General features: G+C 47.9%; 5 protein-coding genes. 1 reads left to right on the top strand and 4 read right to left on the bottom strand.

What is annotated here, in order from left to right; all coding sequences use genetic code 11:
* Window positions 1-171: 171 nt before the first annotated feature.
* The 4 genes from CFE23_RS05910 to CFE23_RS05895 form a co-directional block, all read right to left on the bottom strand.
* Window positions 172-1,938 carry a DUF885 domain-containing protein gene (locus CFE23_RS05910; RefSeq protein ID WP_291085473.1) on the bottom strand — a complete coding sequence of 589 codons (1,767 nt, stop codon included), beginning with the start codon at window positions 1,936-1,938 and terminating at the stop codon, window positions 172-174.
* A 1-nt stretch (window position 1,939) separates the two neighbouring features.
* Window positions 1,940-3,982, bottom strand: coding sequence for a CotH kinase family protein (locus CFE23_RS05905; RefSeq protein ID WP_291085470.1), 2,043 nt, complete (start codon window positions 3,980-3,982; stop codon window positions 1,940-1,942).
* A gap of 51 nt (window positions 3,983-4,033) precedes the next feature.
* Window positions 4,034-6,073, bottom strand: coding sequence for a thioredoxin domain-containing protein (locus CFE23_RS05900; protein ID WP_291085467.1), 2,040 nt, complete (start codon window positions 6,071-6,073; stop codon window positions 4,034-4,036).
* Window positions 6,074-6,255: 182 nt separating this feature from the next.
* Window positions 6,256-7,161 (bottom strand): NifU family protein, encoded by a 906-nt coding sequence (locus tag CFE23_RS05895; RefSeq protein ID WP_291085464.1) that lies wholly within the window; start codon window positions 7,159-7,161, stop codon window positions 6,256-6,258.
* 131 nt (window positions 7,162-7,292) lie between these two features.
* Between CFE23_RS05895 and CFE23_RS05890 the strand changes: the two genes are divergently transcribed.
* A partial coding sequence (locus tag CFE23_RS05890) for a choice-of-anchor L domain-containing protein (RefSeq protein WP_291085462.1) occupies window positions 7,293-13,756 on the top strand: 6,464 nt, incomplete at its 3' end.

The following is a 13,756-nucleotide window of genomic DNA, read 5'->3' as shown; positions in this document are numbered from 1 at the left end:
GACGGCTGTTTGCTGTGACTGCCTATTGATAGCGGGCTCACCCTGCGGGCCGGGTTATCCGCTGTAATTCCCGCCTCGTCATCCTGACGAAGCTGCAGGCTGCCGCTGCTCCCGACGCTTAGGGACTGGCACATCCGCCCGGATGGAACGTGCTGACTCCAATGGGCCATACTACCGCTGCCCGTTCATCCAAGCATCCATTTTCTGTTCCAGCAACGCCAATGGCATCACGCCCGATTCCAGGATTTTCTTGTGGAATTCACGGATATCGAACGTCTTGCCCAGTTTCTTTTTAGCGCGTTCACGCAACTCAATAATCTTTAACTGCCCGATTTTATAAGACAATGCCTGCCCGGGAATCGCCATATAACGCTCAATTTCCGAGGTGATGGTGGCAACACTTTCCCCTTCATTGTCGAGCGAATATTGTATCGCCTGCTCCCTCGTCCAGCCCTTGGAATGGATTCCGGTATCGACAACGAGCCGTATGGCGCGGTGCATCTCGTCGTTCAGCATGCCTAAATACTGATACGGATCTGTGTAAACGCCAAGTTCTTTGCCCAGGCTCTCCGTATACAATGCCCAGCCTTCGCCGTAAGCGCCAAACCAATTGAATTTCCTGAAGTCAGGCAACGCTGTGTTTTCCTGCTGTATGGAGATTTGGAAATGGTGCCCGGGTATCGCTTCATGCAAAAATACGTCTTCATCCTCGAGTGTATTGTAAGTCCTCGCGTCCGGCACCGGTACGTAAAAGATGCCTGGCCTGGAACCGTCTGCGGAACCCGGTATATATTCGGGACTGGCGCTTTTCTCCCGGAACGCTTCAGTGCGCCTGATCTCAAATGGCGTTTTGGGCTGTACAGAGAATAATTTGCCAATATTCGGTTGGATTCTTTTGTAAATCGAATCAAAATGGGCGAGCACCTGCTCCGGAGCGGTGAAAGGCATCAGGTGTTTGCTGTTGCGGATCTCATTCATAAAATCCTTCAGGCTACCTTTAAATCCGACCTGTTTTTTCACTTCTTCCATTTCTGATTTTAGCAGTGCGACCTCCTGTAATCCCAGCGCATGAATCGCTTCCGGCGTTTTTTCAGTAGTGGTCCATTGCTTTGCCAGTGCGGCATAGGTTTCCCTGCCCATCGGCAGGCTGTTGATGCCGCTTGACGTCCTTGATGCCGCAAGGTAGTCGGTTTTTAAGTACTGCGTGATTTTTACAAACTGCGGCACGAGCTTTTTGGTGATGGCTTCGGCATATTTTCCAGCCAGGTCTTTTTTAACATCTGCAGAAAATGATGCAGGCATTGTTTTAATGGCGGAATAATAGAGATTGTCCTCCGCCCTGGACGTAATCAGTTCCTCAAACTGGGGGATGACCTTAACGGTCAGTGCCTTTGGCAACACATATCCTTTTTCAATACCTTTTTTCATGTAGACCATCGCCGAATCAATCCAAGCCGAAAATTTACCCATCCGGCTCAGGAAATCGCGGTAGTCCTTTTCCGTTTTAAACGGCTGTGCGCTCGTGCCTCCTGCAAACTGACCCATCGTGAGGTGCGTTCCGGTAAACTGGTTCAGCGGAAGCAGGTTCGTGGGGTATTTCAGCATCTCCCGACCAATACCCACCTCCCATTTCATGATGCCATAGCTGATTTTTTCTTCGGCTGTTAATTCCGATTCGTCGATGCCGGCAAGGGCACCGTCGTATTTTTCAAAAAATGCCTTTTGGCTCGCCCGGTGGGAATCAGTCATTTCAAAAGCCAGGTCACCATTGAATTGGTTTTGGCCGTTGAGTGTCGCATCCAGTGGATTCAGCTTGTTCTTATCATCAAAGTAGTTTTTGCATAAGGCGGTAAAATCTATTTTTGCTGCTTCTTTTTTGCAATGGATCATACAAATGGTAAGCAGCATGATGCTGGCCAGCACGGCTGTTTTTCTCATATTACTGTTTGGTAAATTTTTGAATTTTGGTTTTGTTGCCGGAAAGCAGTTTTAGCACATACAACCCGTTAGACAACAGGGAAGTGTCTATTGTCACCGTATTTGTGTTGGGTTTAAACGATTGGACCCGCCTTCCGCCCAAATCATAGATTTCTATAGCCGACAGCACTTCGCCGGAGTTTACTGCTAAAACATCATGCGCCGGATTTGGGAAAACGGCAATGGCCAATTCTTCATGGGCCTCAAGCCCCAGTGTTGCCATGCTTACCGCAGTCCAGCTCGAAGCGAGGCTGTTGTCCAGCGCGGTGTTCGTCAGTTGCAGGAAGCTTCCATTGCCATCTGCATTGGGCCACGGTGCGCTGTCATAATAGTGTACCTGATCGATAACATTGCCAAACGCATCCGCCAAGACCAGGTCCTGGTTGTTGTTTGATAGGTTGCGGGTGAACTCGCCGTACGGAGCAAATCCATAACGGCTGGTAAATACCGCAGATTTGCTCGCAATATAAACGCTTGCATTCGCAGACAATGTCTGGTTCGCCGGGAATTGGTAAACAAAACCCGTTCCTTTGAAATAAATGCCGTTTAAATTCACAGTTGTAGTTCCGGCATTTTTAATTTCGATGAACTCCTGGTCATTGCTGTTTGTAAAGGTGCCGTTCGTGTTGGGGTTGTAGTTGATTTTATTGATTACCAACGCGGGGACGGCAACATTGCTGCAATCGGAATAACTGCCGATGTGGTTGGTCATCCATGTTACCCGCTGGTTGATCCAGAACTTCATGGTCAGGATTTCCGTGTCGAGATCAGGGATGGTTCCCCATTGGTTGTTCTCGCGCACTGCAGCGGCGCTGATATAGGACAGGGTGTTGTCTATAAAATTGTTGATTGTGGTAAGGTTCATCGGCTGTCCTGGCTGGGTGACTTCATGCCAGCGCTTTGACAGGTAACACTTAAACGTGGGGTCATTGAACAAATCAGTCCAGAATTTCGCGCCGTCATTGCCGCCATCTGAAAATTGCCACACGTCAAAGTGGCTTCGGTCAAAACCATAAATAAAAAGGTCATTGCCATACGTCAGGTTAAAATCCCATATGGGACCCGCACGCAACTTCCCATTGCGGTCTTTGTGGAAGTAGGTGCTGAGCTGGTAGCCATCGGCATTGCTGCCCAATTCATTGGACAATATAAAGTCAATAAACGAAGGAATGTCGATCATCGAAGGATAACCCGTGGTCACAGCCGTATTCGTAACGCTGTTCTGGAAATTGTTGAAATAATTGAATATGTAATTGTTTTGCTGCGTGGTGACGTCTTCAGGTTTTGGCAATTCATGGATAAAATCGGTGCCCCAGCCATTGTAGTTGGGCATGGTCCAGGCCACAGGATCACCGCCGGTCGTCTTGTCGCATTTCGTGATGTAGCCACCGCTCAGATTGGGCAAAGTGTTTTGGGTATTGTTGATCTTGGTGATGTCGACGCGTCTTGAATCGGCTTTTACCTTTTCCTGCAGAATGTACAAACCTTTGTACTGGCCATTGATGACCACTTCGCAGTAGGCGGTACGCGTGGCGTAGTTCCCCAAACTGCGCGCGATGTTGTATGATAGGTAATCCCGGATCAGCGAAGGGTCAAATGCCAGGCTGTTCAGGATCCAGTCATTCTCTGCGGGCATGCCCAGCAGGCTGACATTATTGTTGGTGACGTTGTCCGACATTTTTGTGGAAAAGCCGTATTGTTTTTTTGGGAGATCCTGTGAACTCGAACCGCGTATTTCAATGTCGATGCGGCCATTGTAATTCAGGAAAGCCGGGGTATTTTGGTCCGTTACATAATTTTGCAGGCCTTCTCCCCTGTAAATAATTTTCATATTGCCGAAAATCCTGGGGTCATCCGGAATTTCCTGGTTGTTGTCGGTGTTGATGATGGCGATGGGCAGGTTGCTGTCCGTGAATGGCTGTGCAAAAGCCTGGTGCTGAAAGGCCAATAATACCAGCAAAATCGAGCGCCATAAAAAGCGATAGGGCGAAAAACTTCTTTCCATTATTTCTTAAATGTGACGTAAATGTAAATAAAAAGTTACTGTCTGATGAATTCAGTTGATTTTCAGGCGATTTTTTACCTCATCCACATTTTCGGTCGGCAGTTCACAGGTTTTTTCTCTACAGACGAAAAAGATTGTTTTGCCCTTTTCAAAGCGGTGCTCCAGGAAGGGGAGCTGGGAAGGGGCAGCAGCACCGGCCAATAACAGGTGCGGAAGATACGCTTTGTTTATGGCTGCAGCATGGGCGGAAGCCTCGGCTCCGGTGATGGCAAGTTCCAGATTCTGGCCGGAGTAGTTCAGGCAGAGGTTCAGCCAATTTGAGAAAGCGGAAGGATAATCGATAGAAGCGGTGACTTTGGAAAGCATGTTTCCCGTGACCGATTCATAATACGCATTTCCAAAGTAGATGGAGAGCGTATACAAGTTATGCGCCATGACGGAGTTTGAAGCCGGGATGACATTGTCTTCGGTTTCAAAATGTTTGGCGATCAGCGGCGCGTCCAGTGTCGAAGTGAATGAAAAGAAGCCGTTTTTTTCATCATAAAAATGATCAAAACAATAATCTGTTAACTGCTTTGCTTCATGAAGCCATTTTTCATCAAAAGTGACTTCGTATAATTTTAACCAGGCCTTGATCACAAAGGCATAATCTTCAAGATAGGCGTTGATCGATGCCTTGCCGTTTTTATAATTCCGGTAAAGGTTTCCACCATCATGCCAAAGATTTTTTCTTATAAACGCAGCATTTTGCAGTGCGGTGTCCAGATACAATGGGTTGTTGAACGTTTTGTAGGCATCAGCGAAACCGTTGAGCATGATAGCATTCCACGCGGTGAGGCATTTGTCATCCAGGCCGGGTTTTTTCCTTTTTTGCCTTTCGGCAGACAGTAATTTTTCCCAAAGCTGTTTTTTCTGCTGCAATTCGGGAAGCGGTATATGGTGCGTGGAGGCAATTTCTTCCAACGGCAATTGCTGGATCAACACATAGTTTCCGTGTTCCCAGTGCCCGAAATCGTTGATGCTGAAAACGGCAGCAAACCATTCAAAATCGGTTCCGAGGATGTTTTTTAACTCGGTTGCCGTCCAGACATAATAGGCGCCTTCTTCGGATTTCCCGCTTTCATTCAGGCTGTCAGCATCGAGCGCCGAATAGAAGCCACCTTCCGGACTGAGCAGCGCGCTGAGGCAAAAACCTAAGGTTTTGTCTACCACTTCCCTGTAAAGCGGATTTTCTGTGAGGCGGTAGGCGTCACAGTACAGCGAGACCAATTGGCCGTTGTCGTAGAGCATTTTTTCAAAATGTGGCACATGCCATTTCATGTCAACGGAATAACGCGAGAATCCACCGTCGACGGCGTCAAAAATTCCACCGTAGGCCATTTTGGTTAAGGTAAGGTTTACAAATTCAAGCAATTCCGCATCGTTGGACTGAAAAGCGTAACGCAGTAAAAACTGGTAATTGTTGGGCATCATAAACTTTGGCGCGCGGGCCATGCCGCCAAACTCATGGTCAAAACTGCGGCGCCATTTTGTGACGAGGGTTTCCAGCAATGCGGCGTCGTATGAAAATCTTGGGACTGGTTTTTCGACAACAGCTGGTGGTACCGGTGCGCTGATTGCATGCAAGGCACTGCTCAGTTTGTCGGCGTATTCGGTAAGTTTTTCAGGGTTGGAACGGTGAAGTTCCTGAAGCTGTTCGAGGGTATTGATCCACTCTTCCCTGCGGAAATACGTGCCACCCCACACGGGTCGCCCGTCGGGAAGCGCCACGACGTTCAGGGGCCAGCCTCCTTGGCGCGTCATGATCTGGACGGCTTTCATGTATACGGCATCGACATCGGGGCGTTCCTCACGGTCGACTTTGATGGAGATGAAGTGGGCATTCATGATTTGGGCCGCATCTTCGTGTTCAAAAGTTTCGTGTTCCATCACGTGGCACCAGTGGCAGGCGGAATAGCCTATGCTGATGATGATGAGTTTGTGGGCTTCGGCGGCTTTGGAAAGCGACTCCGGATTCCATGCCTTCCAGTGGACGGGATTATTGGCGTGCTGGAGGAGGTAAGGGCTGGTTTCTGAGAAAAGTTCGTTCATGATGGGATGGTTTATAGCCCCGATAGTAGTGGAAATCCTATTTATTTTTTGACCATAAGCCCCTCGACTGGGCTGGGGTGACAAAAAATAAATAGATTGCAACGGATAGCGGGAATAGCTTCTAAAAATAAAAAAAGCGCTCCGGAAAGGAACGCTTAAAGGTAGTTTTTTGTGTGGAAAGTTTATGCGTTTAACGCCTCCACCTTGATGTTATCGTTTTTCAGCATGTCCTTGAGCATGTTTTCGATACCATTTTTAAGGGTGAAAGTCGACGAAGGACAGCCGTTACAGGCTCCCTGGAGGATGACCTTTACACGGTGATCTGCCTCGTCATAGGAATCAAAAAGGATGTTTCCGCCATCAGCCTGAACTGCAGGTTTTACGTATTCCTCAAGAATGTTGATGATTTGCTGGGAAGTTACGTCAAGGTTATCAAAATGTTCAATTTTCTGCTTCTCGGCGGTAGGGTTTTTTTCGAGCTTGCTGTTGTCTATAACGGTACCTCCGTTTTCAACGTATTCCTTGATAAACGAGCGCAGCTCGAGGGTAATTTCCGACCAGTCGGCGATATCGTATTTTGTTACCGAAACATAGTTTTCGTCGATAAAAATTTCTTTGACAAATGGAAATTTAAAGAGTTCCTGGGCCAGTGGTGATGCGGCCGTTTCGTCGATGTTCTTAAATTCGGCAGCCACGGTGGTCAACATGCGGCTCACAACGAATTTAAGCACGGATGGGTTGGGTGTCGTTTCACCATACACTGTTGTTGGTTGTTTTTTGTCCCATGGTTTTGGTGCTTCTTCCTTGATGATCGTACCGCCGTTGGCAACGAATGCGTCGATTTGCTCTGCCACCGCATCCTTTACATCGTCCCATTCTACGATGTTATACCGTTCAATGGCAACAAAGTTGCCGGAGATATAAACGGTCTTTACAAAGGGAAGGTAAAAAAGCTGTTGTGCCAGTGGAGAGGCTGCCGCTTCATCGATATTCTTGAATTCATAGTTCGTGGAACGGGTAATAAAATCAGGGAATTCGAATTTTAATATGGTGGGATTCTGGGATTCTTTAATTATAACATTTTTCATAAAAATTGTATTTTTTTGCAAATTTAACAAAGAAATTTTTGACGAATAATTACATTTGAGATTTTAATATAAATTAACAGAAATATCTGTTTTTTTTAGAATATAAACACGCTATCTACAAACATACTGCAATGAAAAAAACTTTACTATTATTAACCTGTTTATTTTTCGCCTCGATCGGTTTTGCACAGACGGATCTGGTGATTACAAACACGAATAACCAGAATGTTTATGTGCCGGGTACTTCCGTTAAATATACGATTACGGTTACGAATTTCGGGCCTAATGCCGCCAATTCCGTGCATACCGTTTGCCCTATTCCTGCGGGAATAACCACGTACTATTGGGAGGGAAGTAACTTCTCTTTTGGTTCAGCCTCTGATACTGTTGACGCGGTGGACGATACGGAGTTCTATGCACTTCCGGTTGGTGGTGTGCTCACGTACACGGTATTTATCGAAATCCCGAGTGATTTTACGGGTCCACTGACACTGGCAGCGACGGTGACTTCAGCGGCGTCTGAGGTGAATGCTTCCACGAATCAGGCCACGGATACCGATTTGATTGCGAACGCTGATATTGCGGTCACGAATACTGATTACACCAATATTTATACTTCCGGCCAGGCGTCTGTTTATACGCTCACGGTCACCAATAATGGGCCTACCGATGCGGTACATGTCATTGTAAAAAATACGGTTCCGATTGGGCTTGACGAAGAAGTTATGTCCTGGTCCGGAACCAATGGTACATCCGGTACCGGAATTAATCTGGACGATGTGATTGATTTTCTGCCGGTGGGCGCGAGTGTGGTGTACACTGTAACCCTCAATATACCCGCTTCGTTTAATGGAATCCTGATCAACAAGGCCAATATTTATTCGTCGTCAACGGATCCCAACATGGCCAACAATACCGTAACCGATACCGATGCAAAAGCATTTGGGGCCGACCTGGTCATTGTGAACACAGACAACAAAGCCAATTATGTAGCCGGTCAGCCCAATGTATATACCGTGACAGTAACCAATGCAGGTCCTGAAACCGCCACGGGTGTAGTGGTGTTTTTACCGGCACCTGCAGGAACAACGATTACAAGTTGGTCAGGTACGAACGGATCTTCGGGTACGGATGCGGTACAGAATACGATCGCCTCCCTTGCGGTGGGTGCTGTGGTGACGTATACGGTGACCGTGGATATTCCTTCCGCGTTTACCGGCAACCTGACGACGGAAGTAGCTGTTACGTCGGATTTAGCCGATCCCAATCCTTGCGAAAAATGTACAGATACAGATTCGGCAGGCGCTGATATCCAGGTAATAAACACAGATGGTGTGGCGACGTACCAATCAGGAGGTACGCAAACCTATACCCTTACAGTGACAAACGCCGGCCCGAATGACGCACAAAACGTTCGCGTTTCCGACACTTTTCCGGCTGGGGTAAATGTGGTGAGCTGGAACGGCAGCAATGGTTCAAATGGCGGAGGCAACTTCGGCGATACCATTTTGCTGTTGAGCAATGGGCAATCTGTGACTTACACGATCACGGTAACCATCCCTGCCTCTTTTACGGGGAATTTGGTAAGCCAGGCCAGTGTCACTTCAGATACACCTGACCCAGTTCCAGCATGCAGCCAGTGTACCGATACGGATACACAGGCCCTGGCTGACATTAGCGTTGTCAACACAGACGGCGCTGCCACTTACAATGTAGGAATCGTCAACTCGAAAACATATACGGTTACCGTTACCAATAATGGCCCCGCAGATACCAGAAATGTACAGGTGTCTTTCGCAGTACCGGCAACAGCAACACAGGTATCCTGGTTTGGGAACAATGGTACTTCCGGTACCGGTACATTAAACACGCTTATTGCCGCTTTATCTTCCGGCGCGTCGGTGGTGTATACTGTTTCCTTGCAGATTCCGGCCTCGGTCACAGGAAATTTCACGACCACAGCGAGCGTATCGACCACGATCACAAACGATCTGACAGCAGCAAACAATAGTTCCCCGGATATTGACACACCACAAAATACGGCTGATGTCATCCTTGTGAATACAAATAATATAGAAGTGTATACCGCGGGTACGGCAAATGTTTACACTGTTACGGTGACCAACAAGGGGCCATCGACTGCTACAGGTGTGAATGTGATTTTTCCATTGCCTGCAGGCACCACTTCGATGAGTTGGACGGGAAACAGCACCAGTGGCAGTACTGCATTAGATGACACGATTGGCACACTTTTGGCAGGACAATCGGTTACTTACACCGTGACGGTAAATATTCCCGCGACATTTACCGGCAGCCTTACGGCCCAGGCCAATATCGCTTCCACCACGTCCATAGATCCTGTAACGGCCTGTGCGCGGTGTACCGACATTGATACGGACGGCGTTCCCCAGGCTGATGTTGTCATTACCAATACCGACAACCAGTCATTTTATGTAGCCAACAGCACCAGGGTGTATACGTTGACGGTAACCAATAACGGACCCCAGGCGGCAACACAGGTTCATGTTCAAAACCCACTGCCGGCAGGAATCACGACAATGACATGGACTTCCACAGCCACACCTTCAGGCAGTGGCGCGATAGATGAGACCATCCCTTCTTTAGCAAATGGGGAATCAATTGTTTATACGGTAACCATAACAGTGCCCGCATCCTTTACCGGAAGTCTTGTGAACACGGCGACCGTAAGTACGACACCGGTCGATTCCTCAACTACGAATAATACGGCAACAGACACAGATGCCGTCATGCAATCGGATATCGTTGTGACGAACACAGCAAGCAACCCCACTGCGCCAAAAGGATCGACGGCCCAGTTTACAGTAACCGTGACCAATAATGGGCCTCAAACCGCAACCGGTGTGTCGGTTTCAAACGCTATTCCCGCCGGTGTGACTGTAATGAGTTGGACGGGAAGCAATGGTTCCAGCGGTACCGGTGCCGTTGCCGATGTAATCCAGATGTTGACAGTAGGTGGAACCGTTACGTATACCATTACGATTACAGTGCCCAATGCGGCATCGGTGAGCAGTACTGCCTCGGCAACACTTGCTTCTGATCCCAATGCTGCGAATTCACAGGCTACTGCCACCATCACACCGACTTCCCTTGCAGGTAATGATATTTCGGTAACGATCACTGACGGGTCTCCCACTTATGTGTCTGGTCAAAACAGGGTTTTTACTGTAACGGTTACTAATAACGGCGCTACGGCAGCTTCAAACGTGCAGGTTAGTAGTATTGTACCTGGAAGAATATCGCCTGTGGGATATGTATGGAGCGGTAACAGCGCTGCCGGAAATACCGGGGCGATCAGCGACATCATCGGAACGTTAAATGCGGGGCAATCTGTGGTGTACACGATTACCGTCTCCGTTCCTTCCGACTTTCCCCAGAATGAGAATTTAATAAACTCGGTCACTGTTACGGCGTCAAATGACCCGGTCAGCGGGAACAATACCGCTACTGACCTTGATACACCATCGCCTTTTGCAAACCTGGTTGTCAACAAAACAGACAATAGCCCGACCTATGAGCAAACCAGTTTGGTGGATGACAACATCTACGATACTACTGGAGCGGTTGAGGTAAAGAAATATGTGACGTACACCATTTCGGTGGTGAATTATGGACCGAGTGATTCTTATAACATACAGGTGACCGATAACCTGCCACAGAACACCAATATTGGGGGTGCGCCAATCACTGCTGCCGATGTAAAATGGGCAGGAAATGGCGCCAGCGGCACTGGGGTTTTACAGAATACGATTAACCATCTTGCAGTGGGTGAAATAGTGACCTATACGGTAACCGTTTTTATTCCTATGCAATTCCAGGTATACTCGACTCCGCCTACACCCCAGGTGGACAGCAGCCTGATCAATACCGTTACTGTGAGTTCGTCAACGCCGGATCCGGTCATTTCAAACAACACCAGCACCGATATCGACACGCCTGCGCCGCGAATCATGTTCTTCGGCAACAATGCTGCCCAATTTGGCATTGATCATGATCCGTTGAAGCTGGCGCAGGGCTATGTCGAAAATGTTTTGATCCGGTCACACTGCGCGAACGTTTCTAACTTTCAAATGTTCTCAAAAGATGGCATCAACAGCAGTTACGGAATCGGTTATTTTAAAAGGCAGCATTCGGATTTTCCTATTGAAGATGGTATCGTACTAATTTGTGGTGGATTGATTGCTGATGGAGATGGTGGAGGTGCCAAAGGCCCCAATACCAGTATCGTTGACGGTCCACCCTGGGGAGGATCCAGTGATTTCAACACGGGTTACATGACGCCTGGCGTAAATATTCCGCTTAATTCCACCAATGATCAGTCTTACCTCCAGTTTGATTTTGTACCCTCGGCACAGGAAATGAGTTTCAATTTTATTTTTGCTTCGGAAGAATACAGCCGTAATATTTTTGAATGTACCTATTCAGACGTGTTTGCATTTATCCTCACCGACAATGCCACACCAACGGTCCACAAAAATCTTGCAGTCGTTCCTAATACCAATATTCCTGTAAAAGTTACTTCTATTCACCAGGCTGTTCCTCCAAACGTTTGTACTGCAGTGAACCCACAATATTTTGGGAAGTACAATTGGGATCCGGCAGACCCGTCGGTAGCGGCTAATGCGGCACACAACTTCAATGGACAAACTGAAAATTTAGTGGCCAGCGCTACAGTGATTCCCGGACATTCTTACACCATCAAGCTGATTATTGCGAACCAGGATGACCATTCGCTGGCATCGGCAGTATTTATCCAGGGTGGCAGCTTCAAGTTTGAGGCGCAGGTCACAGGAGATGGACCATTGGCTGGGATTGATGATTTTACCGGCGACAACGCCGTTTGTGGTGGCCAGAGCAGAAGGATAAAATACGGCAATGAAGCCTTGCCCAGTGCAAGTTATTCCTGGTTGAGAAACGGGGTAAGGATTGATGGTGCCACTGATTATTTTTATGATGTGACCCTACCGGGCATCTACACCGCGGTGGTGACTTTCGCTACCGGTTGCCAGAAAACAGATGATATTGAAGTGCGTTTTACGGAGCCATTGCCAACGAAAGAGCCTAAGGATATTCCCATCTGTAAACAGGATGCTCCATTTGTTTTCAACCTGGACCAGACTAATTATATACTGAACGGATTCAGCCCGGCGGACTTCCCCGTTACTTACTATGAAAACGAACAGGATGCGATTGATGAAGGGAATAATGATATTTTGACGCTTTATGGCAATCTCGATAATTATATCGTGAATGACCCGGCAGCATTGCCAAAAACAATCTATGTCAGGATTGCCAATATGGGCAGCGGCAGTGGCTGTGTTGACATCAAGCCGGTTGTCCTGACAAGGGAATTTTCGGAAGGCCAGATTTCCTATGCTGACACACCTCACTGCGTCAATGGCGGTACCGTTCCTGTAATACCTTCAGCTGCCTTTACATCCGGAGGATATTATGAAGCGACACCGGGAGGTTTGGATATTGATTTCCTAACGGGAGAAGTTGACCTGAATAACAGCCAATCCGGTACCTATACCATAAAATATAAAATTCCGGAAGGGACCTGTGACGCCTATGAGTCGGATCCTGTGACCTTTGTGGTGAGCGGCTGTCTGGTGACTGTGCTTGAGCCGATTCCGCCAATTTGCGCTGGCGAAACCTTCAATTTGGTTACCTCGGCGGTAAATCAGGCTTCAGTTACTTATACCTGGTCGGACGCCAATGGTGTCATTGGCACGACAGATGTGCCCCATCTTGATAATATCACAGCGCCTGCTACAGGTGGAAGCTACACGTATAGCGTGGTAGCATCAGTCGGAACAGAATCATCCGCTGCCAGCACGCAGACCCTTGTGGTAAACGATATCCCTGTTGTAACGATTTCGGGACCTAATAACGTTTGTACGAATGACGTGGCTCAAATTGTTTTTAGCGGCCCTGCGGGAACTTCAGTCAAATTTACTGACGGTACTACGGAAACAATAATTGTCATCGATAGTACGCTATCTTATCCGTTTGATACGCCCGCGCTTAGTGCACCGGTTACATACCAGATTGTTGATGTAACAAGCGACACTGCGCCCGCCTGTTCACAAACGATAGTGGCGGGAACGACAGATACGTTCCTTACAATTACGGTAGGCCTGCCTGACGCAGAAATTACAGGCCCTGCGGTACCTACGATATGTGCGGATGGGACAATCAATATCGATGTCCATGGAACCTCCGATGCGACGGTTCATTATACAATTACAAACAGCTCGGGAACGCAGGCGGGTACGCCTCTGGTACTTGATGCATCCGGTGATGGAGTCATTGAAGTTTCGGGAATTACGGAAACCACCACATACGAGTTGGTTGATGTCACCACCTCATGCTTTGCCAGCCTCACAGGAGAGCGTATCACGATAACAGTAAATCCGCTGCCAGTAGTAACTTCATTTACTGCCACCACGGCGACGGTTTGTGAAGGCACTGATGCCGCGTTTGATATTGTAGGAACGGGCGGTGCTACTGTAAACTTCCATGACAGTAATAATGCTACGTTTAGTTACATTAT

The sequence above is a fragment of the Flavobacterium sp. BFFFF1 genome, assembly GCF_002256285.1.
Lineage (GTDB): Bacteria > Bacteroidota > Bacteroidia > Flavobacteriales > Flavobacteriaceae > Flavobacterium.
This window is presented reverse-complemented; position numbering and strand designations above follow the sequence as displayed.